A 25,636-nucleotide genomic window follows, 5' to 3' on the forward strand; every position below is an offset into this window, starting at 1 on the left:
GACTCATGTGTATGTTTGTCCATCTGGCAGAGCGCGTGGGAAAGAAATACCAGATGGACACTGAAGAATGAGTGTCAGCCTTCACCCGCCTCAAGTCGGCTGGCCCTCCCGTTGGTCGGGATGATCATTTGTTGGTAAGGGCGGCTACGCCGGGGAGGGTTTTGCCTTCGAGGAACTCGAGGCTGGCTCCGCCGCCGGTGGAGATGTGGGTGATGCGGCTGGCGACGCCGGACTGCTGGATGGCGGCGACGGAGTCTCCACCGCCGACGATGGTGGTGGCGTCGCGGTTGCGGGCGACGGCGGCGGCGATCTCGTTGGTTCCTCGGGCGAAGGCGGGCATCTCAAAGACTCCCATGGGGCCGTTCCAGATGATGGTGCGGGCGTCGGCGATCTCGTCTTCGAAGAGGGAGATGGATTTGGGGCCGATGTCGAGGGCCATGAGGTCGTCGGGGAAGGCGCCGTGGCCGGAGAAGAGCTGGGTCTTGGCGTTGGGGGCGAACTTGTCGGCCAGGACGTGGTCGACGGGGAGGAGGAAACGGACGCCTTTTTCTTTGGCCTTGGCGAGGGTGGCTTTGGCTACGTCGATCTTGTCGGATTCGACGAGGGATTTGCCGGTGGCCTGACCCTGAGCGTTGAGGAAGGTGTAGGCCATGCCTCCGCCGATGATGATGGCGTCGGCTTTGGCGGGGCCGTCGTTGAGGAGGTTGTCGATGACGCCGATCTTGTCGGAGACCTTGGCGCCGCCGATGATGGCGACGAAGGGCTTGTCGGGTTCGGTGAGGGCTTTGCCGAGGTAGGTAAGCTCTTTTTCCATGAGCAGGCCGGCGGCGGATTGTTTGACGAAGTGGGTGATGCCTTCGGTGGAGGCGTGGGCGCGGTGGGCGCTGCCGAAGGCGTCGTTGACGTAGATGTCGCAGAGTGAGGCGAGCTTTTTGCTGAAGGCGGGATCGTTGGCCTCCTCTTCGGGATGGAAGCGGAGGTTTTCGAGCAGGAGGGGCTGGCCGGATTCGAGGTTGGCGGCCATCTCGCTGGCGACTTCGCCGATGCAGTCGGGGGAGAAGGCTACGTTTTCGTCGTCGCCGAGGACGTGGTCGAGCATGGTGCGGAGGTGATCGACGAGGGGACGAAGGCTCATGGCGGCGACGGGTTTGCCTTTGGGGCGGCCGAGGTGGGAGCAGAGGATGACTTTGGCTTTGTGGCGGAGGGCGTACTCGATGGTGGGGAGGGTCTCGCGGATGCGGGTGTCGTCGGTGATGATGCCGTCTTTGAGAGGAACGTTGAAGTCGACGCGGATGAGAACGCGCTTGTCGGTGAGGTCGAGATCGCGGATGGAGAGCTTTGTCACTGTAGTTCCTCTGATGTGGATTGGGACAGGATTCACCCGATCGACAGGGTAAGAATATCGTTTGGAAGAGGGTTGCGCGAGGAGCGTGCGGCTCAGGTGCTCGGTTGCAGGGGGTGGTTGCGAGCGATGAGTTGGGAGCGGCTCTCGATGACGGATTTCCTCGGCTCCGATTGTAACGGCAAAAGCTCTCAGGGGATGTAGGCTTCGGCTTCGATCTCGATGCGCCATGCGGGGTCGAGCAGGGCGGCGATGACGACCATGGTGGCGGCGGGACGGATGATGCCGAAGAACTTGCCGTGGATGCGGCCTGCGGCCTCCCAGTCTTCTGGCTGAGTAAGGTACATGCGGGTGCGGTAGACATGTTCGATGGAGCTGCCTGCGTTGGTGAGCGCGGCGGCGATGAGGGTGAGGCACTGCTCGGTCTGTTCGGCGATGCCTGCGGTGTCGGCTCCGACGGGGCCTGTGCCGGAGACGTGGACGTGATTGCCGATGCGCACGGCGCGCGAGAAGCCGATGATGGGCTCGAAGGGGCTGGTACCGGGGATGTTCGTGCGCTGGGTCATGTTAGTTGAGATGCTAGTGCGTTCGGGCCTTGTGGGGAAGAGGTGTGTGCCGGACGAATGGACGTGCCGTGATGAGGATTTGTTTCGCTGGCTAAACGCGGATTCGGTGGTATCGACTTGTAGAGGGATGCGGGCCTGTTCGGATGTGGTGCGAGATGAGGAGAGAGCATTGGCACGTTGAGTGTAGTGCAGGTCCTTCGACTGCGCCTCTCGCGATGAAACTGCGCCTCTCGCGATGAAACTGCGAGAGGCTTCGCTCAGGATGACGCTTTCTATCCATCTATCTCAGATGCTCACGATGAGGCTTTCTATCTCCATCCCATTACTTCCGCTCAGGACGACTTCTATATCCATCCATCACATCATCACAGATGCTCAGGCTGGATGTCGATACTGCCTGATTGATTGCTGATTACTTGATGACCTGGAGTTTGGTCAGCTCGTCGTTGAGCCTGGCGTCAAGTTGCTCTTCGGTCTCGGTGCCCTTGGGGTCGTTGCTCCAAAGCTGTTTGCGGGTGAGGGCGTTGACGATGAAGACGTCGTTATGGATGCTGCCGTCCTTGTCTCCGGGAAAGCTCTGGCGCAGGACGAAGATGCAGGTGTCGAGCGAGGGCGAGTAGTAGGTCTCGTCGAGGTAGGGGCCGTTGGGCAGGTTGTCCCATTTGCCGCTGGTGGAGAGGCGCGCGCACTGCATGCGTTTGTTAAAGGTGCTGCTGGCCTGTTCGTCGTGAGACCTGTGATTGCAGCCTGCGAGGAGGGTTACGAGAACGAGTAGAACGGGTGCGCGCATGAGATCTCCACTGAGGAATGTGATGCTGATTCTTTTGACGGCTTGGCACTTGTAAAAGTCGACATGGGCATGGCGAGTCGATACGGGCATGGCGTATTGGTTCGTATGCCTGATGGTGATTCTACCTCTGACAGTGAAAAGCCCTCCGCGCGGTCTGGGTTTTACCAGGCTGCGGCGGAGGGCTGTGGTGGGTGCGTAGGCTAGGCGAGCGACTCGCCCATGGTGCGCATTTGGAGTTCGATGATGCGGGAGCCAGGGGACTGGGTGCAGGCGAGGAGAATGGCCTGGGCTACGTCTTCGGGCTCGAGCATATCGCTTGCGGCGACGCCTTCGACGGTGCGTCCGGTGCCGATGGCGAACTCGGTCTTGACGCCTCCGGGGCAGATGACGCCGACCTTGATGCCCTTGGTGCGGAGCTCGCGGTCGAGGGCCTGGGCGAAGCCGACCTGGGCGAACTTTGTGGCGCAGTAGACGGCCTCGTTGGCGAAGCCGTAGACGCCGGCCATGGACGAGATCATGAGGATGGTGCCGGAGCCGCGCTCGATCATGTGAGGGACGGCGTAGTGAGAGAATAGGAAGGTGGTGCGGATGTTGGTGTCGACCATGGTGGTGTAGTCGGCGAGGCTGGTGTCGGCGAGGTTCTTGTAGATGCCCATGCCGACGTTGTTGATGAGGATGTCGAGCGCTCCGTAGGCTTTGATGGCGGCGGCGACGGAGTCTTTGGCGACCTGCTCTTCTCGGGCGTCGCCGGGGATGGTGGTGACGCTGGCTGCGCCTTTCTCTTTGGCGAGCTTGGTGAGTTCGTCGAGGCGGTCTTTGCGGCGGGCGGTGAGGACGAGGTTGGCGCCCTCTTCTGCGAGCGCGAGGGCTGCGTACCAGCCGATGCCTGCGCTTGCGCCAGTGATGAGGGCGGTTTTACCGGTGAGCTTGTTGGCCATGTTGAGTTTTCTCCTTGTGGGTTAGCAGATGTGGTTAGCAATAGGATTTGTTTGCGTCTCGAAAAAACCGCAGAGAGTAAGGGTATATGGCGGAGGGGAGTTTTGTCAGGGGAGGGATTTGGGATGGGGTGTTAGCTGGTCTTTGGGGCCGGCAGCTTGAGTTTGTCGCGGAGGGTTGCGTTTTCGGCTTCGAGTTTTGCGAGCTTCTTTTGGAAGGAGGCGAGGGTGGGCTGCAGCTCCTGGAGGGTGTAGCGGGGGGTGATGTGCTGCGGACAGTTCCAATCGAAGGCTTCGACGTGGATGAGGATGACTCGCTCGATGACGGCGGTCTTGTCGGCTGTCTTGAAGTCTGCGATGAGTGCGGGTGTTTGAGGATCGTGCTCGTGGATCTCGACGCGGCCGAGGATCTTGAGGCGGGTCTGGTTGGGGTAGTCCATGAAGAAGAGGGCGACGCGGGCGTCGTGGTCGAAGTTGCCTAGGCTGATGTATTGCTTATTGCCGCGGAGATCCGCGAAGCCGATGAGGGAGGGTTCGATGATGTGGACGAAGCCGGCGGGGCCTCCACGATGCTGGATGTAGGGCCAGCCGGTCTCGCTGACGGAGGACATGTAGAAGCTGTCGCGGAGGGAGATGAAGGTCTGCTCCTCGGGGCCGAGGGCGTTACCGGAGGAGGAGCGTTCGGCGAGGCGCTCGTACTGGGCGCGGCTGCCGTGTTCTTCCTGATGCTGCTTGACGAGTGGGGTGAAGGCTAGTTCGTGAAAACGACGACTCATAGGGCGTGCTCGATCCGGGCAGGTGGACTCGCTGCCTGAGATATAGATTCCGCGATGATGCGAACGGATGCAGAGACGCCCGGTGAGGGCCATGATGCTGACCGCTCGCCGGGCGCTGTGGTGCGAAAGACTGGGCGGTTTAGAGACCCTTCTTCTCGAGGAAGAGGATGAGGTCCTTGACGCGGTTGGAGTAGCCCCACTCGTTGTCGTACCAGCTGATGACCTTGGCTGTGTTGCCTATGACCTTGGTCAGCTTAGAGTCGAAGATGGAGGAGAGCGGGTTGCCGCGGAAGTCGGCGCTGACGAGCTCTTCCTCCGTGTAGCCAAGATAGCCCTTCATTGGACCGGCATCGGCGGCGGACTTAATTGCGGCGTTGATGCTGTCGACCGTGATGGGCTTTTCGGAGACGAAGGTGAGGTCGACGACAGAGACAGTGGGGGTCGGGACGCGGATGGAGAAGCCGTCGAGCTTGCCGGCCATCTCGGGGATGACGAGCTTGAGGGCCTTGGCGGCACCGGTGCTGGTGGGGACCATGGAGAGCGTAGCGGCGCGGGCGCGGCGGAGATCCTTGTGCGGCGCATCGAGCACGACCTGGTCATTGGTGTAGCTGTGGATGGTGTTCATGATGCCGTTGACGATGCCGAAGGTGTCGTTGAGCACCTTGACGACGGGGGCGAGGCAGTTGGTGGTGCAGCTCGCATTGGAGATGATGTTGTGCTTGGAGGCGTCGTACTTGCCCTCGTTGACGCCGAGGACGAGGGTGATGTCCTCGTTGGTGGCCGGGGCGGAGATGATCACCTTCTTGACGGTGGTGCCGAGGTGGGCCTTGGCCTTCTCGGCGTCGGTGAAGAAGCCGGTGGATTCGACGACGATCTGGGCGCCGACGGAGGCCCAGTCGAGCTTGGAGGGGTCGCGCTCGGCGAAGACTTTGATCTGTTTGCCGTCTACGGCGATGAAATCGGCACCGTGGGTAATCTCGTTTTTGAGATTGCCGAGGATGGAGTCGTACTTGAGCAGATGGGCAAGGGTGGCGGGGGTGGTGAGGTCGTTGACGGCGACGAATTCGACGTCGGGATTGCCGAGAGCGGTGCGGAATACATTGCGTCCGATGCGGCCGAAGCCGTTGATGCCTACCTTTACTGCCATGAGATTGATTGCTCCTATCGTATTGCTGCGGTGGGGGTTAATGCTGCTCAACCGGGAGACAGCGTGGCGCACGCGGCGTCACCCCATCCAAGCGGGATGCTACCACCGGGGCTGATGCGGCGCAAATCGGCGCGGCAGGGTTGCTGCCGTGTGTGGAGGTGCGTGCGTTGGTGCTCCGGTGGCTAGAAGTTGAAGAACTTTTCGCGGAGGGCGCCTTCGTACTCTTTTTTTGCTGCCCTAGCTTTTTGGCGCACGTCTTCTTCGCGGAAGTGGGCTGCTTCCCACTGGTCGATCTCGGCTTCGGAGTGGTTGACTGAGGCGAGAGCTTCTTCGGCGCGGATAGCGGAGATCCACTGTTCGACGGCGGTCTTGTAGGCGGTCTGGAGCTGGTCCAGTGTGGATATTTCTATGGCCATGATTCACCTCGTCTGGCGCGACGTTAGCGGAGCCAGATGAATGGACGATGTATGCAGCATCGAAAAGCTGAGAAGGGTTGAATCGGAAGATGCGGGGTGTCGCTGGAGGTGCGGGGATTTGCGGGGGGCTTCCGCGCTGTGTTACAAGCGTCGTATGCGCGAATTGCGCGAATGGATAAGCGAAAAGATGAGACGACGCCCTAGACGTGGACCGAATGATTCGGAGTCCACGGGGAAGAGTGGGCAGGAGTTGCCCTCAAACCAGCTCGCACCCCTGAGACCTACGTACCCGGAGGCTCTGCCGGTGCATGTGGATGTGCCGCAGAGTGCCGCGGAGAGACATTCTGAACCGGTTGCCGAGGCTGCGGTGACGCCGCCTGCTGCGCCCATTGCTGCTGAGGCTCTTGTTGCGCCGCCTGCTGAGGCTCCTTCGGAGCCGCGGATGGTGATCGAGACACAGCCTGAGTCGCTGGGGACGCCGCCTGCCGAACCTACGGCGCTGAAGTCGCCTAAGGGATACGTGGTGCTCACGATCGGTCTGCCGGGGTCGGGGAAGACGACCTGGTACAAGCGCCGGGGCGTGACGCCGCTGTCGAGCGATCTGCTGCGGTCGCTGTTGTTTGACGACATTACGGAGCAGCGCTACCAAGGGCTGGTGTTCTCTACGCTGCGGAGCTTGCTGCGGGCGCGTTTGATCGCCAAGATGCCCTGGAACTATGTGGATGCGACGAACCTGTCGCCGCATGAGCGCAGGCAGTGGATCAAGATGGCCAAGAGCTTTGGCTATGAGGTGCAGGCGGTGTTCTTCGACGTGCCGCTGGCGGTGTGCATGGAGCGCAACTCCAAGCGTGACCGGCAGGTGACCGACGAGGTGATGCAGAAGATGGCAGAGCGCCTGAAGCCGCCTACGTTCAAAGAAGGCTTCGAGAAGATCACGGTGGTGCGGGTGAAGGGTCATCCGGGTGCTGCGGGCGAGCCGTCCGCTGTGGAGCCGGAGCCTGAGGTCGCAGGCTAGAAGCGAAAGACAAGTTAGAGTAGGGAACATGCCCACGGTTGGCGTTGAGTTCGCGAAGGTGAGCTACACGGTGACTGGTGGGCGTGTTTTGTTGCGCGATATCTCGCTGCTGCTGGAGGCGGGGACGACGACGGCGCTGCTGGGGCGGAGTGGGTCCGGCAAGACGACGCTGCTGCGGATGGTGAATGGGCTGGTGAGACCGACCTCGGGTGAGGTGCTGGTGGGGGGACGGTCTGCGTCCGGGGGAGATGAGGTGGCGCTGCGGCGGGGGATTGGGTATGTGATCCAGGAGACGGGGCTGTTTCCGCATATGACGGTGGAGCGGAATGCGGCGATGGCGCTGGAGTTGGCGGGGCGGACGAAGGATGAGCAGGCGGCGCGGGCGCGGGAGGTGATGGCGCTGGCTGGGCTTGAGTATGAGGAGTTTCGGGCGCGGTATCCGTGGCAGCTCTCTGGTGGGCAGAGGCAGCGAGTGGGGCTGGCGAGGGCGCTGGCGATGGATCCGGGGGTGTTGCTGATGGATGAGCCGTTTGGGGCGCTCGATCCGCTGACGCGGGCGGAGATGCAGACGATGTTGCGGGACCTGCTGGCGAAGGTGGGCAAGACAGTTCTGCTGGTGACGCACAACCTGGACGAGGCGCTGTATCTGGCGAGGAGGGTGGTGTTTCTTGAGCAGGGATCGGTGGTGGCGGATCTCGCGGCAGGTGAGGTTTTAGGGTCGAAGAACCCTCATGTAAGAGATTATGTTTCGGCTGTACATCGTGTGGTGCCGGCATGATGAGTTTCTTTCAGTCTTATGGATGGGAGATTGGGCGGCTGACGTTCGAGCATCTGTGGCTGACGCTTTCGGCGATGCTGCTGGCGGCGGGGATTGGGCTACCGCTGGGGATTCTGCTGACGCGGAGGCGGGGGCTGGCGGGGCCGGTGATTGGTTTTGCGAATGTGTTGCAGACGGTGCCTAGCCTGGCGTTGTTTGGGCTGTTGCTGCCGGTGCCATGGCTGGGGGAGAATGCGGCACGGCTGGCGATTCTGGCGCTTACGGGATATGCGCTGCTACCGATTTTGAGGAATACGTATGCGGGGATCCAGAGTGTGGATCCGGCGCTGATCGATGTCGCTAATGCTATGGGAATGAGTGGTATACAACGGCTTTTGAAGGTGGAGCTTCCGCTTGCGGCTAGTGTGATTCTGGCTGGGCTGCGGACGGCTACGGTGACTTGCGTGGGGGTGGCTACGATTGCGGCGGCGATTGGCGCGGGCGGGTTGGGGGAGCTGATCTTTCGCGGTGTGGCGAGTGTGGATAACGGGCTAGTTCTGGCGGGGGCGATTCCGGCGGCGCTGTTGGCGTTGGTCGCGGATGCGGGGCTTGGTCTGCTGGAGCGGCGGCTGGCGGTGAAGCGGGTATGAGATACCCCCCATCCCCACGGAAAGTGGGTAAAGTATTCGAAGTAGATACTTTATGTCCGGACTTTGGGTCGGACTTGAGACTGGGCTTCGGTGGGTGGAGTGGGATGGGGTCTGGTTTCAGGGGTGGGTCTTGTCAAGTGAGAGGGAGGGTGTTGCGGGGGCTTTTGGGGGCTCTGGTGGCCTGTGGATTTCTTTTGATGGTGGGGTGTGCGCCGCCGCGGTCGTCTAGGATCACGATCGGGGCGAAGAACTTTACCGAGCAGGTGGTGCTGGGGGAGCTGGTGGCGCAGGAGATTGAGGCGGTGAGCGGGCAGGCGGTGGATCGGCGGTTCTATCTGGCGGGGAGCTATCTGTGCCAGCAGGCGCTGGTGAGCGGGCGGATCGACGGATATGTGGAGTACACGGGGACGGCGCTGACGGCGATCTTGAAGCAGCCTCTGCCGCCGGTGGGGCAGCGGGATGAGGCGAGTGTGTTTCGGACGGTGAGTACGCTGTACGCTTCGCGGTACCGGGTGAAGGTGGAGCCGGGGCTGGGATTTCAGGATACGTTTGCGATGGTGATTCGGGGGGAGGATGCGCGGCGGCTGGGGTTGAAGACGATCTCGGACTCGGTGAAGGTTGCGCCGCAGTGGAGGCTGGGGGTGGGGTATGAGTTTCAGCAGAGGCCGGATGGGCTGCACGGGCTGGAGGCTGCGTATGGGCTGAAGTTCGACGGAGACCCGCGGACGATGGATCTGGGGTTGCTGTATCGGGCGCTGGGGAGCAGCCAGGTGGATATGGTGGCGGGGAACTCGACCGATGGGCCGATACGGGCGATGGGGTTTGTGGTGCTGGAGGATGATCGGCACTACTTTCCGCCGTATGAGGCGGTGCCGCTGATCAGGGAGGATTCGTTGCGGAGGCATCCGGAGATTCAGACGGCGATGGATCGGCTGGCGGGGAGGGTGAGCGCGGATGAGGTGCGGGGGATGAACTACGCGGTGGATGGAGAGCATCGGGCGGTGGGGGATGTGGTGAGGGAGTTTCGGCGGGGGAAGGGTTTGTGAAGGGGCTGGAGCTAGCGTAACGACCCATTCAAAGGCTGTGTCCTGCCGGACGGGCCGCCTGCTCGGCGAGAGGTCACTTCGTGACTCGTGTACTCCTTCGGTTGGTGCTCCCGCTGGTCGCAATCGAGAATCTTGTCGCCAACCAACGGGCGGCTCATGGCGAAGCCGGTATACACGTCACGAAGTGATCGCTGCCCGCGCAGGGCGCCCGCGCGGTCTCGCATAGGGGGTCGAGTTTGGTGTTCCGATCCGGAGTGTGGGGATTGGGTTGGTGGGGGGAAGATGGCTTCAGTTGGTGAGTTTGACGACTGGAGAGTGTGATGAGTGAGTTGAAGATGATTGCGATTGCGAGTGAGCTGGCGGAGCAGGTACGGGTGACGAGGGTGTCGCCGGGGTATGGGCATCCGGTGACGGCGAAGGTGGCGACGGGGCTTGGGCCTTGCAGGCACTGTCTGCAGCCGTTTGCTGTGGGTGAGGAGATAAGGCTGCTGTTTACGCTGAATCCGTTTGATGGTGTGGCGGGGATTCCGCAGCCGGGGCCGGTGTTCGTTCACGAAGAGGCTTGTGAGAGGTATGCGGAGGAGGCGGGTTATCCGGTGGAGTTGGTTGGGCTGGGTGCGCTGCTGGACGGTTATGATGCGGATCAGATGATTCGGCGACGGCTGGTGGTTGAGAAGGACCGGTCGCCGGAGGCTTCGTTGCGCGAGATGATGGAGGATGATGCGGTGGAGTATGTGATGGTGAGGGATCCGAACGCGGGATGTTTTCGGATGCGTGTGGAGCGGAGGAGTAATGGTTGAGCCGTGGCTGCGGGGGACGTTGACGGAGGTGGATGCGGTGCGGCGGCAGGTGCTGCATGCGCTGGAGCTGGCGGCGGAGGATGTGGATCGATGGTGCGCGGGGCTGAGTGATGCGGAGATGAATGCGCGGCCGTTTGGGTTGGCGCCGGTGGCGTTTCATCTGCGGCATATTGCGCGGAGTTTGGACCGGCTGCTGACTTATGCGGAGGGGAGGGCGCTGGATGGGGCGCAGATGGATGCGCTTGCCAGTGAGCTGGCGGGTGGGGCGGTGGCGGAGGAGGTGCTGGCTGAGGTGCTGGCCGGGTTGGGTGAGGCGCAGAGGCGGGTGAGGATGATCTCGGCGGCGAGGTATGAGGAGGCGCGCGGGGTGGGACGGGCGATGCTGCCGAGTACGGTGGGCGGACTGCTGGTGCACTGCGCGGAACATACGCAGAGGCACGTGGGGCAGGCGGTGACGACAGCTAACGTGGTGACAGGGCTGCGGCAACTTTGAACTGCATCGCACGGAGACGAGGCCAGAGGGTTGCTTCTTCGAAGACGGGTTGAGTGTCTGCCTCTTCCTCTTCGAGGGCATCGGCTGCCGGGTAGACGAGGTAGATGTGTTCGAAGATGAGGACAGAGACGACAGCGTAGTAGGGCAGGAGTTCGCTGAAGATTCTGCCTTCGATGATGACTCCTTGATAGAACATCAGCGCGACCCAGAGAGGAACGATAGGGAAGATGTTTCGCAGGAGGCCGTCGTCGATCTTGCGCCAGGAGAGCAGCGCGAAGTGAAGCGTGAAGGCGAAGAGGGAGAGTAGCTGGTCCCAGTCTTTGGGCGAGAAGAGGAGACGGATGTTGTAGAAGATGCGGGGGAAGTCCTCTGACCTGTCGTTGTGCGGGTAGCGGCCGTTGATGAAGTGCATCATGGCGAACCACATCAGGACGAGCGCGGTGGTGGTGAGGGCGGTCTTGATCCAGACTCGGTGGGGCTGGCAGGAGAATTTTGCACGATAGCGTCCCGCAAGCAGAAGGACGGGAGCCCACATGAGGGTGGTCTCGCGGTTCAGGGTGGCGATGGGGAAGAGGATAAAGAGCATCCAGATTTTATTGCGCTGGATGAGATAGATGCCGAGGGTGAAGAAGAACATGCTGAGCATGTCGTAGGGGAAGATGAAGTTGGACTCGTAACGGAAGCCGGCGGTGAAGACGTAGAGGACGAGCATGAGGGCGGATGGCGCCCAGCGGAGTCTGCCGGAGTGGGTGGCGCGGTCGTAGATGCGGGTGGCGAGGAAGCCGCAGCCGAGGAGCGAGAGGAAGTCGATGACGACCAAGCCGATTTTTACAGGCTGGGCGAGCACGAAGCTCCTGGTCTTTGCGAAGTGCTGGACGGCGGGAGAGTGGTCGAAGGCGCGCAGGAGGGGGATGAGCAGCGCACGCTTCTGGAACGGGAGGCGTTCGTGACCGCTGAGCCACTGGCTGAGATCGATGTAGGGGGTGGTGTTGACGAAGCCCGCATGGACGACGTACAGAGCGGCGATGGCGAAGGAGCAGATGTAAAGTACAAACCTGCCGGGCCGGGTGCGGGGTGGGAAGACTGTTCTCAATTGATTCTCCAGTCCCGGCTCATCCGGGTGAACGACTCTGCGACATGGAGCGAGGCAAAAAACTACTACTCGGAACGGAGCAAAAGCGCGTGGCCGAGGCCGGGCAGACCGTCTTCTACGGTCACTTCAGTGGGGACGACTTCACGAGAACTGCGTGGACCGTAGACGAACTTGTCTTTCCAGCTCATAGCGGGTAGCTCGATGAAGCGGTAGGCGAGCATGGCCAGAAGCAGGGTGAAGGCGAATGCGGCGGAGATCATAAGAGCCTCGGAGAGAACGTGAGGCAGATAGCGGTCCAGCTTGCCGGCGAAGACCTGGGTGAAGGTGTGAGCGTAGAGCAGATGGAAGAGATACAAGGCATAAGTAAGGCGGCCGAAGCGGCAGATGAGGTTGCCGCTGCAGACGCGCTGGACGATCGATCCGGGATGAAGCGCGAGGATGACGAAGGCGGTGCCGATGAGGTTCATCATCGGGATGGAGAAGGCGACGCCGAAGTAGTCGGTGGTGAGGCCGGTGCCACGGACGATAGTGAGGGCGATCATGATTCCCCAGGCGACGGGAATGAGAATGCGCGAGACTTTGGCCAGCCTCTCCCAAAGGCCGACGCGCCCGTGATAGACGGCCAGGATGGCGCCGATGATGATCGCATCCACGCGGGTGGTGGTGTAGAAGTAGGCTCCGTCGTAGGGAAGGTGCGTCAGCGGCCAGGCCAGGCGGAAGAGAAAGCAGAAGGCGATGACGCCGTAACTTACACGGAGGAGCAGCTTTTCGGTGGGGATCATCCAGATGATGAGCGGCCAGACGAGGTAGAACTGTTCTTCGACCGCAAGCGACCAGAGATGCACCATCGTGACGTGGCTCAGGACGTAGCGGCTAAAGTTCCAACCGATGTGAGAGAAGTTTTGCAGGTCGACGAGGTACAGCAGGTGCGCCGGCTGCAGAGGCCAGTGCCGCAACAGACCGAAGAGACCGATCGGCAGGATGGTGAGGTAGTACAGCGGAAAGATGCGTACAGCGCGTCTGAGATAAAAGACACGGAAGTAGCCTTCGCGCTCGCGAGTGTAGAGGAGGATGCGTGTGATCAGAAAGCCAGAGAGAACGAAGAAGATGGGAACGAGAAACCAGGCGGTGTTCTGCAAGAGGTAGAGGGGGTAGAGCGCCAGATGGGACGGGCGCTTGTAGACCTCTGTGTAATGGATGAGGAAGATGAGTAGAAACGCGTAGCCGCGTATGCCTTCCAGCGACGGGAAGTACTCTCTCGAAGATTTACCCATTCTTACCTTCCATGGTGCTCAGCGTTGGAAGACGGTAATACGTCAAAAGAAGATCAGGACGGTGCTTTTTTTAGCCGTTCAACCTTTTCAGACGGGCTCTGCGATGAAGTTACCATGCAATTGATTACTTTTGGCACGATTACTGCGAAAGTTGTATCAGGAATTGGCTTTTAGCTGCTCTGTTGCGTGATAGCACCCTCTCACAACGGTGACGCGACTGATCGTTGAGTTCTGGGTTTATCTCTTTGAGGATGTTCACGATGCGGAGTTTTACCGAGACAGGAACCGGGGTTAGCAGGGTAATGATTGGGTTGGCTGGGTGGTTGATGGCTGGATCGCTGTTCGTGGGAATTATGGCGGCACAACAGCCTGCGCCGGCTCCGGCGGCTGATGGGGGGCAGAGCTCTCTGCAGTTGCAGCGGCGGGATGAGGGTGTGACCACGCTGAAGACGGCAGCGCGACTGGTGCTGCTGGATGTGGTGGTGACTAACGGCAAGGGCAGGCCGGTTAAGGGGTTGAAGGCATCGGACTTTACGCTGATGGAAGATGGCGTGCCGCAGATGGTGTCCGGCTTTCAGGAGCACCAGCCGTTGAGTCCGGAGGAGATTGCGAGGGCGAAGGCTGCGTTGGTGATGCCGCCGAATCACTTTACGAACTACGATCCGGAGGCGAACGACACGGGAGCGATCACGGTGTTTCTGCTGGATGCGCTGGATACGCCGGTGCAGGCGCAGATGTATCTGCGGGAGCAGATGATCGCGTATATGAAGACGGTGCCTCCGGGGACGAGGATCGCGATCTTTCAGATGGACACGCAGATGCACATGATCCAAGGGGTGACGTCGGACCCGGAGGTGCTGCGGCAGGTGGTGAACGGCAAGCGGGATCAGGCGGTGATCTCGCCGTTGCTGGGAGGGCCGGCGGCGCCGGGGTATGTGCGGGAGCGGATGCGGCAGGATTTTTTGACGCAGGGGATGCAGACGCTGGCGCACTATCTTGCGCCGTTTCCGGGGAGGAAGAACCTGATCTGGTTTACGGGGAGCGTGCCGGTGACGGTGTATGGGCCGGGGTTCGGGGTGCCGTTTCCGGATATCAGCAGCTTCATCGACGACTTCAGCAAGACGACGGATGTGCTGACGCTGAGCAGGATCGCGGTGTATCCGGTGGACTCGCGCGGGTTGCAGACCGGGCCGGTGGGACGAGGCGGCATTGGACGATTTGAGACGAGGCAGTTCTATCAGCATGGGGATCTGGACGATGTGGCCGAGGCTACGGGTGGGCGTGCGTTCTACAACACGAATGGGTTGAAGGAGGCGATTGCGGAGGTGGTGGATACGGGATCGAACTACTACACGCTGTCGTATACGCCGGCGAATCATACGTGGGACGGCGGGTATCGCAAGCTGCAGGTGAAGGTGCAGGGAGAGTCTGGGATGAAGCTGGAGTATCGCAGGGGATACTATGCGCGGAACAATGAGGCGGCGGAGAGCAGGCATATTGCGGAGTTGGAGAGTCCGCGCAGATTGCTGCCGGGACAGCCGGTGCGTGCGCGGCAGTCGCATACGATGGAGGCGGCGATGAAGATGGGCGCGGGACCGGTGCGAGATATTGTGTTTGTGGCACGGGTGACGGCGCCACAGGAGACAACGAAGCTGAAGGGTGATGAGCCGTTAGCGAAGGGCGATTATCTGGACAAGAGTTTCAGGAAGGATGCGCTGCGGGAGTACAAGGTTCACTACTCGGTGAGCGCGCAGGAGATGCGATTGATGCCGACGCCGGATATGAACTATCACGGGCGCGTGGAGTTTGTAGAGGTGGTGTATGACGACAAGGGCGAGGTGGTGAACTCGAAGAGTACGATGGCGCAGCTGGATCTGGATGGGGCGTCGTACGGACAGATGATGCAGGCGGGGTTTGGGAGCGATCAGACGATTGTGATTCCGGCGAAGGGGAGTTTTTTCCTGCGGCTGGGGGTACACGATCTGTCGGGCGATAAGGCTGGGTCGCTGGAGATTGCGGTGGATCAGATCAAGCTTGGGGCGGTGGGGAGCGCTGTGGCAGCGCGGCCTTAGGTTGCGCTATCGCGGCGGTGGTGGAGTGGGTTGGTTGGCGACGAAGTTCGCTTGTTCAAGCTGGTATCGCCGGAAACGGATGTGATAGATGATTACGGCCGCGACCAGAACGAGTATGCCTGCGACGAATAGGACCACTGTGCCGAAGACCATTCCGATGAAGCCTACGACCGCGATGTAGTCTTTGGTGTCGGGCGGACTGCTGGGATGGGCTGGCGTGGAGCGAAAGAAGAAGATCCAGCCTACGGCAGTCGCGGACCACAGAATACCGGTAGCGATCGGCGCCCAGTTGCCGAAGCCTGGTTGGCGTGAGGTGATTCCTGGCAATTGGGCGCTCACACTTGTTTTGTACTAGCTGACGAGGTGACCCATCTTTTCGCGCTTGGTCTGGAGGTAGCGCTCGTTGGTGGGTTCGCTGGGGACTTCGGCGGAGATGCGCTCGACGACTCCAATGCCTGCGAGTTCGAGTGCTTCCACTTTTTCGGGGTTGTTGGTGATGAGGCGGACGCTGGTAACGCCGAGATGTTTGAGGACCTGGGCGGGTAGCTCGAAGTGGCGGCAGTCGGCTTCGTAGCCGAGTTCGAGGTTGGCCTCGATGGTGTCGAGTCCCTTGTCCTGAAGCTCGTAGGCGCGGAGCTTGGCCATGAGGCCGATGCCGCGGCCCTCCTGCTGCTCGTAGAGCATGATGCCTGCGCCGGCGGCGGTGATGGTGGACATGGCGAGTTCGAACTGCTGGCGGCAGTCGCAGCGCAGAGAGTGGAAGACGTCGCCGGTGAGGCACTGGGAGTGGATGCGGACGATGGGCGGAGCGGAGAGGATGTCGCCCATGACGAGGGCCACGGCGGATTCGATGCGGATGCCGGGAGCGGGGAGGTTGTCGTTGCAGGGGAGCGGATTTTCGATGATGCCTTCGAAGCCGAGGATGCGGAAGTGGCCCCAGCGGGTGGGGAAGTCGGCGTCGGCTACCTTGGTGACACTTGCAAACGGCATGGTGTGATTATACGTTTCGGTGCTCATCATGATTAGATTCTGCCAGTAAGTGTTCGATGCATGATGTCATTGGATTGTCAGATGATTGTCCTGCCGGACGGGCCCACTGCTCGTGGGGAGGTCACTTCGTGACTTTTGTACCTTGCCGTGGTGGGGTGATGGCTTGGGGCCTCGCGTTGCTGGGCGGAGGATGATGATCCACGCGGGGCGTAAAGTAGTGTTGTGAACCAGATCGATTCCAAGCTGATTCTAATTACGCTGCTGGTGGAGCTGGGCGTTGCAGCGGCTGTGTCGACCTCGCTGACCCGGTCGATACGCTTCAAGAATCTACTGCTGACCGCGCGCCGGACGCCACGGCAGACGGTGTGGCTGGTCGCGATGATCTGCTTTCCGCTGATACTGGGCGTGTGGGTTCGGACGATGGTGCCGAACTTTCTGGCGGCCGATCTTTCGTTCGAGACGACGATCCTGCTGGGCATCCTGGTGGGACCGATCGCGGCGATGGCCGGGGGAGCGGCGCTGGCGGTGCCGGCTGTGCTGCACCACGAGTACATGACGCTGCCGATCAATCTGCTGGTGGCTGCGATTGCGGGAGCGTTCGGGCGATTCGCCGATCCGGAGGATGTGTGGTCGTTCTCGCCGATGATCGACTTGAGCATCTATCGGTGGGTGACGAGGAATCTGCGCAGGCCGCAGTTGGACCGGCAGATCATGCTGCTGCTGCTGGTGTCGTCGATGCAGTTCGGCACGAGCATGCTGGGGAAGCTGTTTCCGCGGTACTTCTTCGAGCTGCACTCGAGCGAGTGGTGGGTGGAGTTGCTGATCTGTGCGACGGCGCCGGTTATTGTGGGAGTTCCGCTGAAGATCTGGAACGCGATTCGCGTGGAACGGAAGCTGGAGGAGCAGGGAAGGCTGCTGCTGGAGGCGAGGTTGGATGCGTTGCAACGGCAGATCAATCCTCATTTTTTATTCAATACGCTGAACTCGATTACGTCGCTGGTGCGTTCGCAGCCGGAGCTGGCGCGGGAGATGATCGTGAAGCTGGCGAATATTCTGCGTGTGCTGCTGAAGGATCGCGAGGCATTTTTGCCGCTGCGCGATGAGCTGCGATTTACGGATGACTATCTGGATATCGAGGTGGTGCGGTTCGGCGACAAGCTGAAGGTGGTGAAGGAGATTGCGGACGATACGCTGGATATCGTAGTGCCGGGGATGCTGCTGCAGCCGCTGATCGAGAACAGCATCAAGCATGGACTGGAGCCGAGGATCAGCGGTGGAACGGTGACGCTGCGGAGCAGGATTACAGAGGAGGGACGGCTGCTGGTGGAGGTGGAGGACGATGGCGTGGGGATGCCTCCGGAGCGTGATGGCATCTCGCCGGTGAGTGGATTATTGCGGCCAGGGACAGGCATCGGTATGCGGAATGTGCGCGAGCGGATGGAAGTGCTGTACGGTCGTCTGGCGCAGGTGGAGATTAATAGCAGGCCGGGGCGGGGAACGAAGGTGACGATCCTGATGCCGATTCTGGATGCGGACGCCGAGGCATGGGGGCCGATCGGCGGTGCGGGCGAGGCGATCGGTCACTTTGTCGAGGATGCGCTGCGGGCGATGACGCGGTCGTAGTACTCCTCGTAGAGCGGGATGACGCGGGAGGCGCAGAAGTTGTCCTGCGCGGTCTTGCGGCCGGCGCGGGACATGGCTTCGAGGCGAGGCTGGTCGAGAAGCAGAGAGATGGCGGCGGCTGACATGGACTCGATGTCGCCGACTTCGAAGAGCAGGCCGTTGTGTCCGTCCTGGATGAGTTCGGATACGCCACCGACGCGGGTGCCGATGGTGGGGACGCTGCAGGCCATGGCTTCGAGTGCGGCGAGGCCGAAGGACTCCATCTCGCTGGGCATGAGCATGAGATCGGCGAGGGGAAGAAGCTCGTTGACGTTGTCCTGCTTGCCGATGAAGTGGATGCGGTCCTGCACGTTGTGTTCGCGGGCGAGGTACTCGGCTACGCTGCGGTCGGGGCCGTCGCCGATGAGGAGAAGGCGCGCGGGCATGGCCTTGGCGACGCGGGCGAAGACTTTGACGACGTCCTGAACGCGCTTGACGGGGCGGAAGTTCGACAGGTGGACGAGCAGGCGTTCGTTTGGTTCGGCGAAGCGTGAGCGCATGGAGGCGACCCGTGCGGGGTCGCGCAGGTAGACGTCGCAGTTGACGAAGTTACGGATGACCTCAATCTCGGAGGTGATGCCGAAGGCCTCGCGGGTGCGGTCGCGAAGATAGCTGGAGATGCTGGTGACGCCGTCGGACTGCTCGATGCCGAACTTGGTGATGGTGAGGTAGGAGCGGTCGAGGCCGACGAGGGTGATGTCGGTGCCGTGGAGCGTGGTGATGAAGGGAAGGTGGATGTTGCGGGTTGCGAGCATCTGCCGCGCGAGCAAGGCGCTGACGGAGTGGGGGATGGCGTAGTGGACGTGGAGTATATCGAGCGAGTAGAACTCGGCGACCTCGGCCATGCGGGTGGCGAGTGCGAGGTCGTAGGGCGGGTGTTCGAAGAGGGGATAGTTGGAGGCGACGACTTCGTGGAAGAAGATGTTGTCTTCGCGTCCGGTGAGGCGGAAGGGCTGCGAGTAGGTGATGAAGTGAATCTGGTGACCGCGGGCGGCGAGTTCGATGCCGAGCTCCGTGGCGACGACGCCGCTGCCGCCGTAGGTGGGATAACAGGTGATGCCGATCTTCATAGGGTTCCTGATGGTGCGTTCGTTCTCGTAGGGTGAGACGGATGCGACATGTGATTAGACTCGCTCGTCGGCGTGCGCGATTGTGAATTGATGTGCATCGTGTGTTCCGTTTGCTTCGGTGTTCGAGCTGAGGCTTCCATAGTGGATGAGATGCGGCGCGTTTGGATGCAGGGTGATGGCGGGAAGTTCGGCGAGCAGTGCGTTGCGCTCGATGTCGCGATGGGTGCGGAGGCGGGTGGTGACGCGGTCGAGATCGGCATCGTTGTAGCCGGGGTGGCAGCAGAGCTCGAAGGTGCCATTGGCGGGGAGGGCGTGGAGGAGCTGGCGGAGGGTGGGTGCGTCGAGATGGCCGGTGGCTGAGACGCCGATGGTGCCGTCGGTGGTGAGGACGCGGGCGCTGCGGATCTGAGGTTGACGCTCGAAGCGTGTGTGGAGCGTGCTGAGGAGTTTAACCTGCATGCGGCGGAGGCGATTGCCGTGGCCGAGGGCGAGGCTCCAGGGCTGTTCGAAGGGATTGCGGATGGCGGGGATCCCGTGTTGTTCGGCGAGTTGCAGGAGCGGGCGGGTGACGGTGGGGAAGAGGTGCGAGTGTTTGTGGGTGTCGAGGTGGGTGATGCGGATGCCGGCGCGCTGGAGCCGTTGGATCTGTGCGGCGGCTTCGCGGGTGATGTCGTCCTCGTTGATGCGGCCGCGCAGGAGTGCTTGAACGAAGTCGATGAGAGAGGGGCGGAGGGTTTTGCCGTCGGGGCCGAGGAGCGTGGGGATGGTTTGCGGATCGGAGGCGGGGACGCCGTCGGTGAGGATGACGTGGCAGCCTACGCCGAGGGTGGGGCTGGCGTGGGCGATGGCGACTGCGTCGTCGAAGGCTGGGCCGGTGGCCATGAGGGTGGCGGAGGTGAGGGCGTTGGCCTGATGAAGCTCTGCGATGGCGCGATTGATGCCGGGGGTGAGGCCGAAGTCGTCCGCGTTGATGATGAGTCGGGCAGCCATAGGTGTCGCTTGCGAGTAGTTTGCGTTAGCCTTTGAAGATTCGATCAGGATTGCGTGGAAGAGAAAAAGATCGTGATCGCAGCTTCTGCATCCATTGCTTCTGCATCCATTATCGCAGCGATGTTTTATTTGCAGCGACTGGGAGCGGCTGAAAATATTCGCGAGCGCTTGGCTATTCTTTAGCTGTGGTTGATTAGAGAGATGAGGGTAGGGACGATGCGAACGACGAAGAGACAGGTCCAGGTGGAACACATCACGATTGAGAGCGATGCGCCTTATGCCGCGGTGAAGAATCGTCTGGAGCGTGAGGTTAAACAGCTTGATGAGAGTTATCGTGTGTTGCTGAGGGAGCATAAGATTGATGAGCTGCGCGCGCGGCTGGTGGAGGGTGCGAGTCCGCATGGGCTGATGATTCACTATCGGGCGGTGCATGGGGATTGGCTTGCGCTGGTGGGGTCGCAGCGAAATGGCGTGGTCTATCACATTGGAAATGTAATGTCGGCGACGCAGATGACACAGCACGCCTTTGGTGCGGGCTTGTATGCGCCGCTTCGGCTGGCCGTGTATGAGACCGCAAGTGGAGGTACTGCGTTTGAGTACGATCGGCCTACGACGCTACTGAGTCAGTTCCAGGATGCGCAGATTGATGCAGTGGCGAAGAGCCTGGATGAGAGGCTCCTCGCCTTGATTACTGCGATTACGTCGGAGATTGGAAGCGTTGCAAAGATTTAGTTAGGGATGGACGTGGAGGGTTGCCTTCAGTGGCGTGTCGCTGGAGGAGGGACCGGCCATCACTTTGTAGTCTCCGGGGAGTAGCTGCCAGGCGTTGCTGGCGGTGTCGAAGATGGTGAGCGAGAGCGGGTGCAGCGTGAGGGTGACGTCCTTCGATTCGCCGGGTGCGAGCTTCACGCGCTGCCATGCGGAGAGGCGCTGGTAGCTCTCGTTGGCGGCTCCGGGAAGCGCAACGTAGACCTGTGCGATCTCGGTGCCCTCGCGTGAGCCGGTGTTGCGCACGGTGAAGTGAACGGTGCGCTGAGCGTCGTCGACGGTGAGGCCGGAGTACGCATAGGTGGTGTAGGAGAGACCGAAGCCGAAGGGAAAGAGCGGCTCCTTGTTGGTCGCTTCAAACCATTTGTAACCGACTTTAGCTCCTTCGGTGTAGGTGAGATCGAAGGCCTTGACGTGGTGGTCGTGCGCCGATGCCGCAGGGCTTACGCCTTCGAGGCCGGGAACGACGGGGTGCGGCAGTTGGGCGTCGTCTTTGGCGAAGGTGACGGGCAGTTTTCCGGAGGGGTTGACGTCGCCGAAGAGGATGTTCGCGAGCGCCTGCGCTCCGCCGATGCCGGGATACCACATCTCGACGACGCCTTTGACGTGCTGGATCCACGGCATGCTGACGGGGCCGCCGCTCTCGAGGACGACGATGGTGTTGGGATTTGCGGCGGCGACGGCTTCGACGAGCGCGTTCTGGTCGCCGGGGAGTGCGAGGCTTGCGGCGTCGTGGCCTTCGCTCATGGGCTGGTTGACGAAGACGAGCGCGACGGTGGAGGACTTTGCGAGCTTCGCGGCGGCGGCGGTGTCGGTGCCGTCAGCGTAGGTGACGGTGGCTGTGGGTGACTTGGCCTGAATATTTTTGAGCGGCGAAGAAGGGAAGTATATGACCTCGTTCCAATGCGATCCGCCGGGGCGTGGATTGGCTGCGTTGCCGCCGGGCGAGTCGACCTGAGCGGAGCCGCCGCCGGAGAGGACGCCTACGTCTGCGTGCGATCCGATGAGGGCGATGGAGGGTGTGGAGGTCTTGAGGGGGAGGATGCCGCCGGTGTTCTTCAGCAGGACGATGCTCTCTTCGGCGATGTGTTGGGCATCGTCGCGTCCGCGGAAGGGATCGACGACGGTGCGGACGGGCGGCTGATCGATGACGCCTGCGGCGAACATGCTGCGCAGGATGCGATGGACCATGTCGTCGAGACGCGCGGTAGGAACTTGTCCTTCCTGGACAGCTTTTTTGAGCGGCTCGCTGAAGAAGTTATCATCGCCGGGCATGTCCTGGTCGAGGCCGTTCAGCGCTGCCTTGACGGTGCTGTGCGTGCCGCTCCAGTCCGAGACGACCCAGCCTTTGAACTTGAAGTCTTTCTTTAGGAGCTGGTTGAGGAGATAGTCGTTCTCGCAGGAGTGGTCGCCGTTGACGAGATTGTAGGAGCACATGACGGCGGAGGGGTCGGCGATGCCGATGGAGACTTCGAAGGCGAGCAGATCAGACTCGCGCATGGCTTTCTTATCGAGTAGAACGTTGACGACGTTGCGGCCTGTCTCCTGATCGTTCATGGCGTAGTGCTTGATGTCGTTCATAACGTGCTGCGAGAAGACGCCCTTCTCGAGGTTGCCGGTCATGGTGCCTGCGAGGATGGGGTCTTCGCCGGCGTACTCGAAGTTGCGTCCGTTGCGCGGCTCGCGGGTGATGTTGACGCCGCCGCCGATGGTCATGTTGAAGCCCTGCTGGCGCAGCTCGCGTCCGATGACCTGTCCGTAGAGCTGGGCCGACTCGGGATCCCAACTGGAGGCGGCGCCGAGCGTGGACGGCAGAAGCGTTGCATAGCGCGACTGATAGGCGGCCATGCGGATGCCGACGGCGGAGTCGGCGAGATCGATGCCGGGGATGCCGAGACGCGGGATGCCGACCATGTAGCCTGCGCCGAAGTTCGAGCCTGCGGGGATGGGTGCGCCCTCGCGAAGGACGCCCCAGCCGGCGCCGTGGACCATCTGAATCTTTTCATCGAGCGTCAGCTGGCCGAGCACCATGTTGGCGCGTTCGTCGGGCGCGAGGGATTTATTCATCCATGGCATCTTCGTGAGATCGGGTGCGGTCTGCGCGTGTGCGGGGGTACAGCAGAGAGAGGCTGCGATGAGGGAGGCGGCGATCGATGCCATGATCGATGAAGAGAGTGAAGACAAAAAAGATAGGCCCTTGTACGGCGTTTGCATTGACATCGGTGCTCCTTCAGATTGTTTGCGGTCGAACGGCGGCTGCAGTCATCGCGTAGGAAGACTGCAGGACGGTCAAAACTTGGTTTCGAAGTCGCATCGAGTCTATCCGAACTAAATCGGTATAGGTAAGGGAGAGATGCACTTTTCTGACGCTCTGCCGTAGATGGCTATGGTTGCTGGGAGTGAGTGACTCAGGTTTCGAGGTGGCTACTTTGCGAAGAGCTGGCTGATGTCTGCGAAGGCCTTGAACTCGAGCGCGTTGCCTGCGGGATCGAGAAAGAACATCGTCGCCTGCTCGCCGACTTCGCCTTGGAAGCGAACGTAGGGCTCGATGACGAAGTGGATGCCTGCGCTGCGAAGACGATCTGCCAGCGCCTGCCATGTATCCATCGGGAGGATGACGCCGAAGTGCGGGACGGGGACGTCGTGACCGTCGACGGGATTGTGATGCGCCTTTGCACTGTCGCTGGAGGAAGGCTTCAAGTGCGCGACGATCTGATGGCCGAAGAGATCGAAGTCGATCCACTGGGCGGAACTGCGGCCCTCCGCGCAGCCGAGGGTGGTTCCGTAGAACGTGCGGGCGGCGTCGAGGTCGTCGACGGGGAAGGCGATGTGAAACGGGGTTAGCGGCACGGCGGTCTCCTGAGCTTCATCATACGATGCGAGACAGAGAGACCGCCTGCAAGACCGCCTACGCGGCGGGCGGTCACTTCGTGACTTTCATACCGCTTGCGTGGGCCTCCCGTTGGTCGGCAGGAAAGATTTATCCAGCGACCAACGGGAGTTGCGACCGGAGGGGTATACACGTCATGAAGTGACCGCTGCCCGCGTAGGGCAAACCTAGCGGCGATAGTAGGACTGGTCGTAGCCGCGAAGATAGGAGCTGCGGAAGGCATCGCGATATGGGCCGTAGGGACCCATCGCAGGATCGTAGCCAGGAGTGTCGTGGAAGCTGCGATCGCGCTGAGGATGATGGCCGACCCTGTTGTAGGCATCGCGTGCGCCAGCCTCCGAACCAGCGCGGAATCCGGCGCTGTCTGCTCGAGCGATCAATGGAGGAACGCTGTAGCCAGGAGGCGGCGGACCAGCCGGTACATAATAGGTGTGAGAGGCGCAGCCAGCGGTCAGAAGGCAGACCGCCGCAGTAAGAGGAAGTGCAATACGGGAGAGTTTCATAGCGTCCTTACAATTCGAATAAGTGCGCCTGAAGTAGCGCGCGTTCGAATAGGTAAACGCTTAAAACGGAGAGATGTTGTCGTCGCGATGCACTTCGCGAGAGCTCATTTTTTTTATTCCTGTTCGGTGGGCAGACGAACGACAAACTCCGTATCTCCGGGTTCAGAGCTGAACCGGATGGTGCCGTTGTACTGATCCACAATGCGCTGGACGATGCCTAATCCAATTCCTGTGCCTACGCCGACCGGTTTTGTCGTAAAGAAGGGATCGAAGATCTGGGCCTGGCTCTCCAGTGGAATGCCGCTGCCGTTGTCGGCGATGCGAATGCAGATGTCTTTGTGTGGATGAGCAGGATCTGCAGCTGAGTCTTCCGCCCATGTGCGCACACTGATCTTTCCATTCTGGGGAACTGCGTCGATTGCGTTGTCGAGAAGGTTCGTCCAGATCTGGTTCAGTCCCGTGCATTCGCTATGCAGAGGGGGAAGATTGGCGGCGAAGTTTTTCTCCACAGTAATCTCCTTCTCTCTCATCTTGTGAGCGAGGATCACCATCGTTGCATGAATGCTGTCGTTGACGTCGATCGTCTGTCTCTGCCCCTTGCCTTCGTAGGCGTAAGACTTCACGGCATGGACCAGATCGGTGACTCGGCCGATGCTTTCCTCGATGGTGCCCACCAGTTGCATGCTTGAGACCATCGCCTCGAGCCAGTTCAACGCGTCAGAGAGCATCGTGCCATCGAAGTCCTGGCGGACGCACTCAAGCTGTTCAGAGTCCATGCCGATCGATGCGAGAGTGGGAGCCATCCTCCATGCATTTTCGACGTGGGCTGAATCCATCCATTCCGCCAGCGTCTCTTCCGCATCGCTCTGTTCCAGCGAATTCATCATCAGCGGCTTCTTGGCCGACAGGGCCTGTTTTTGCAGATTGTAGATGCACAGCTTTTGCTCGCGGGTGAGTTCGTACTCGCTCCAACTTAAGGTGAGCTCATGCATTCGTGTCAGGTTTTCGCGAAGCTGAGAAGCAGCACGGCGCGCCGCGGAGCCGGGGTTGTTCAGCTCATGCATCAGGCCGGCAGCAAGCGTGCCCAGCGAAGCCATCTTCTCCTGCTGTACCGTCATGCTCTGCATCTTTTGCAGGCGTTGCGTCATGTTTCCTAGAATGGCCTTGCGTACATCCGGGCAGCTTGTCATCAGGCTCCAGAACTGCTCTTCGTCGAGCTGTAGAAGACGGCTCGATTGAGAAGCAAAGATATTAGCTGCGTTCGGAATGTTGGCGAGTAGAGGCAACTCGCCAAAGGTGTTTCCTGCCTCGATCTTGGCCACAGCTAGATCGGTTCCGTCGCCCAGAGCATGGTTGACGCTGAGCTCTCCCTCAAGCAGGATCCAGAAAAAATGTGCGCCCTCGCCCTGGCGAACCAGAACCTCGTCCTTTTCGATGCGAAGCTCCTGCACGCCCTCCACGCAGTACAACTCGTCATCCTTAAGCGACGACAGCAGGGGAACTTTGCGGAGCTGCGCAAACAGTTCTTGGTTCATCTTTTCCACGACGTGGCTTTGGACGGTCTGGGTTTGGTCACTCATTGCGTTATGGT

Annotated in this window: 27 protein-coding genes; 10 read left to right on the forward strand and 17 right to left on the reverse strand. The window is 60.9% G+C overall.

Going from position 1 to position 25,636, the window contains the following annotated elements; all coding sequences use genetic code 11:
• Positions 1 to 124 precede the first annotated feature (124 nt).
• The 7 genes from pgk to GSQ82_RS19115 form a co-directional block, all read right to left on the reverse strand.
• The gene (gene pgk / locus GSQ82_RS19085) at positions 125 to 1,345 is read right to left on the reverse strand and encodes a phosphoglycerate kinase (RefSeq protein ID WP_158793891.1); all 1,221 of its coding nucleotides are present in this window, start codon (positions 1,343 to 1,345) and stop codon (positions 125 to 127) included.
• A 188-nt stretch (positions 1,346 to 1,533) separates the two neighbouring features.
• Positions 1,534 to 1,908 carry a RidA family protein gene (locus GSQ82_RS19090; protein WP_158793892.1) on the reverse strand — a complete coding sequence of 125 codons (375 nt, stop codon included), beginning with the start codon at positions 1,906 to 1,908 and terminating at the stop codon, positions 1,534 to 1,536.
• A gap of 412 nt (positions 1,909 to 2,320) precedes the next feature.
• Positions 2,321 to 2,698, reverse strand: coding sequence for a hypothetical protein (locus GSQ82_RS19095; RefSeq protein WP_158793893.1), 378 nt, complete (start codon positions 2,696 to 2,698; stop codon positions 2,321 to 2,323).
• A 200-nt stretch (positions 2,699 to 2,898) separates the two neighbouring features.
• Complete coding sequence (locus tag GSQ82_RS19100; RefSeq protein ID WP_158793894.1) at positions 2,899 to 3,636, reverse strand: SDR family oxidoreductase; 738 nt, start codon at positions 3,634 to 3,636, stop codon at positions 2,899 to 2,901.
• Between the two features lie 131 nt (positions 3,637 to 3,767).
• Positions 3,768 to 4,409, reverse strand: a complete 642-nt coding sequence (locus tag GSQ82_RS19105) for a pyridoxamine 5'-phosphate oxidase family protein (RefSeq protein WP_158793895.1) — start codon at positions 4,407 to 4,409, stop codon at positions 3,768 to 3,770.
• Positions 4,410 to 4,548: 139 nt separating this feature from the next.
• Positions 4,549 to 5,556, reverse strand: coding sequence for a type I glyceraldehyde-3-phosphate dehydrogenase (gap, locus tag GSQ82_RS19110; RefSeq protein WP_158793896.1), 1,008 nt, complete (start codon positions 5,554 to 5,556; stop codon positions 4,549 to 4,551).
• A gap of 182 nt (positions 5,557 to 5,738) precedes the next feature.
• Positions 5,739 to 5,972: a hypothetical protein gene (locus tag GSQ82_RS19115; RefSeq protein WP_158793897.1), complete on the reverse strand. Its 234-nt coding sequence runs from the start codon at positions 5,970 to 5,972 to the stop codon at positions 5,739 to 5,741.
• Positions 5,973 to 6,159: 187 nt separating this feature from the next.
• Here GSQ82_RS19115 and GSQ82_RS19120 point away from each other — a divergent pair, with 187 nt between their 5' ends.
• From GSQ82_RS19120 to GSQ82_RS19145, 6 genes are all read left to right on the forward strand, one after another.
• Positions 6,160 to 6,987, forward strand: a complete 828-nt coding sequence (locus GSQ82_RS19120; protein WP_158793898.1) for an ATP-binding protein — start codon at positions 6,160 to 6,162, stop codon at positions 6,985 to 6,987.
• 28 nt (positions 6,988 to 7,015) lie between these two features.
• Positions 7,016 to 7,765, forward strand: coding sequence for an ATP-binding cassette domain-containing protein (locus GSQ82_RS19125; protein ID WP_158793899.1), 750 nt, complete (start codon positions 7,016 to 7,018; stop codon positions 7,763 to 7,765).
• Complete coding sequence (locus GSQ82_RS19130; protein ID WP_371417240.1) at positions 7,762 to 8,394, forward strand: ABC transporter permease; 633 nt, start codon at positions 7,762 to 7,764, stop codon at positions 8,392 to 8,394. The genes GSQ82_RS19125 and GSQ82_RS19130 overlap by 4 nt, the downstream gene beginning before the upstream one ends.
• Before the next feature lie 149 nt (positions 8,395 to 8,543).
• The gene (locus tag GSQ82_RS19135; protein WP_371417241.1) at positions 8,544 to 9,440 is read left to right on the forward strand and encodes a glycine betaine ABC transporter substrate-binding protein; all 897 of its coding nucleotides are present in this window, start codon (positions 8,544 to 8,546) and stop codon (positions 9,438 to 9,440) included.
• A 320-nt stretch (positions 9,441 to 9,760) separates the two neighbouring features.
• Positions 9,761 to 10,240, forward strand: a complete 480-nt coding sequence (locus GSQ82_RS19140) for a DUF1203 domain-containing protein (RefSeq protein WP_158793901.1) — start codon at positions 9,761 to 9,763, stop codon at positions 10,238 to 10,240.
• Positions 10,233 to 10,733 carry a DinB family protein gene (locus tag GSQ82_RS19145; protein WP_158793902.1) on the forward strand — a complete coding sequence of 167 codons (501 nt, stop codon included), beginning with the start codon at positions 10,233 to 10,235 and terminating at the stop codon, positions 10,731 to 10,733. Before GSQ82_RS19140 ends, GSQ82_RS19145 begins: the two co-directional genes overlap by 8 nt.
• Here GSQ82_RS19145 and GSQ82_RS19150 read toward each other — a convergent pair.
• A complete protein-coding gene (locus GSQ82_RS19150) occupies positions 10,702 to 11,826 on the reverse strand; it encodes a hypothetical protein (protein WP_158793903.1) in 1,125 nt (374 codons plus the stop codon). The genes GSQ82_RS19145 and GSQ82_RS19150 overlap by 32 nt on opposite strands.
• A gap of 65 nt (positions 11,827 to 11,891) precedes the next feature.
• Positions 11,892 to 13,100 (reverse strand): acyltransferase, encoded by a 1,209-nt coding sequence (locus GSQ82_RS19155; protein WP_158793904.1) that lies wholly within the window; start codon positions 13,098 to 13,100, stop codon positions 11,892 to 11,894.
• Between the two features lie 260 nt (positions 13,101 to 13,360).
• Between GSQ82_RS19155 and GSQ82_RS19160 the strand changes: the two genes are divergently transcribed.
• Positions 13,361 to 15,172 (forward strand): VWA domain-containing protein, encoded by a 1,812-nt coding sequence (locus tag GSQ82_RS19160; RefSeq protein WP_158793905.1) that lies wholly within the window; start codon positions 13,361 to 13,363, stop codon positions 15,170 to 15,172.
• 6 nt (positions 15,173 to 15,178) lie between these two features.
• Here GSQ82_RS19160 and GSQ82_RS19165 read toward each other — a convergent pair whose 3' ends face one another.
• Together GSQ82_RS19165 and ribA are read right to left on the reverse strand one after the other, a co-directional pair.
• Entirely contained in the window at positions 15,179 to 15,511 is a 333-nt protein-coding gene (locus GSQ82_RS19165; protein ID WP_158793906.1) for a hypothetical protein, read from the reverse strand.
• Between the two features lie 12 nt (positions 15,512 to 15,523).
• Positions 15,524 to 16,162 (reverse strand): GTP cyclohydrolase II, encoded by a 639-nt coding sequence (ribA, locus tag GSQ82_RS19170; RefSeq protein ID WP_158794221.1) that lies wholly within the window; start codon positions 16,160 to 16,162, stop codon positions 15,524 to 15,526.
• A gap of 222 nt (positions 16,163 to 16,384) precedes the next feature.
• Here ribA and GSQ82_RS19175 point away from each other — a divergent pair, with 222 nt between their 5' ends.
• The gene (locus GSQ82_RS19175) at positions 16,385 to 17,785 is read left to right on the forward strand and encodes a sensor histidine kinase (protein ID WP_158793907.1); all 1,401 of its coding nucleotides are present in this window, start codon (positions 16,385 to 16,387) and stop codon (positions 17,783 to 17,785) included.
• Here GSQ82_RS19175 and bshA read toward each other — a convergent pair.
• Both bshA and GSQ82_RS19185 read right to left on the reverse strand, forming a co-directional pair.
• Positions 17,743 to 18,894 (reverse strand): N-acetyl-alpha-D-glucosaminyl L-malate synthase BshA, encoded by a 1,152-nt coding sequence (bshA, locus tag GSQ82_RS19180; protein WP_158793908.1) that lies wholly within the window; start codon positions 18,892 to 18,894, stop codon positions 17,743 to 17,745. The two genes, GSQ82_RS19175 and bshA, sit on opposite strands and share 43 nt — an antisense overlap.
• 54 nt (positions 18,895 to 18,948) lie before the next feature.
• Positions 18,949 to 19,884, reverse strand: a complete 936-nt coding sequence (locus GSQ82_RS19185; RefSeq protein WP_158793909.1) for a ChbG/HpnK family deacetylase — start codon at positions 19,882 to 19,884, stop codon at positions 18,949 to 18,951.
• A 54-nt stretch (positions 19,885 to 19,938) separates the two neighbouring features.
• Here GSQ82_RS19185 and GSQ82_RS25400 point away from each other — a divergent pair, with 54 nt between their 5' ends.
• Both GSQ82_RS25400 and GSQ82_RS19190 read left to right on the forward strand, forming a co-directional pair.
• Entirely contained in the window at positions 19,939 to 20,067 is a 129-nt protein-coding gene (locus tag GSQ82_RS25400) for a hypothetical protein (protein ID WP_256370103.1), read from the forward strand.
• Between the two features lie 33 nt (positions 20,068 to 20,100).
• Positions 20,101 to 20,616 (forward strand): DUF302 domain-containing protein, encoded by a 516-nt coding sequence (locus tag GSQ82_RS19190; protein ID WP_216847126.1) that lies wholly within the window; start codon positions 20,101 to 20,103, stop codon positions 20,614 to 20,616.
• Here the strand turns inward: GSQ82_RS19190 and GSQ82_RS19195 are convergent, their stop codons facing one another.
• The 4 genes from GSQ82_RS19195 to GSQ82_RS19210 all read right to left on the reverse strand — a co-directional run bounded on the left by GSQ82_RS19195 (position 20,617) and on the right by GSQ82_RS19210 (position 25,625).
• Positions 20,617 to 22,872: a beta-glucosidase gene (locus tag GSQ82_RS19195; RefSeq protein ID WP_254061780.1), complete on the reverse strand. Its 2,256-nt coding sequence runs from the start codon at positions 22,870 to 22,872 to the stop codon at positions 20,617 to 20,619. It abuts the gene before it with no gap.
• Positions 22,873 to 23,076: 204 nt separating this feature from the next.
• Entirely contained in the window at positions 23,077 to 23,502 is a 426-nt protein-coding gene (locus tag GSQ82_RS19200) for a VOC family protein (RefSeq protein ID WP_158793911.1), read from the reverse strand.
• Between the two features lie 207 nt (positions 23,503 to 23,709).
• A complete protein-coding gene (locus tag GSQ82_RS19205) occupies positions 23,710 to 24,045 on the reverse strand; it encodes a hypothetical protein (RefSeq protein WP_158793912.1) in 336 nt (111 codons plus the stop codon).
• A gap of 113 nt (positions 24,046 to 24,158) precedes the next feature.
• Positions 24,159 to 25,625 (reverse strand): sensor histidine kinase, encoded by a 1,467-nt coding sequence (locus tag GSQ82_RS19210; RefSeq protein WP_158793913.1) that lies wholly within the window; start codon positions 25,623 to 25,625, stop codon positions 24,159 to 24,161.
• Between the last annotated feature and the right edge of the window lie 11 nt (positions 25,626 to 25,636).

The organism is Granulicella sp. L60 (genome assembly GCF_009765825.1).
GTDB lineage: Bacteria > Acidobacteriota > Terriglobia > Terriglobales > Acidobacteriaceae > Edaphobacter.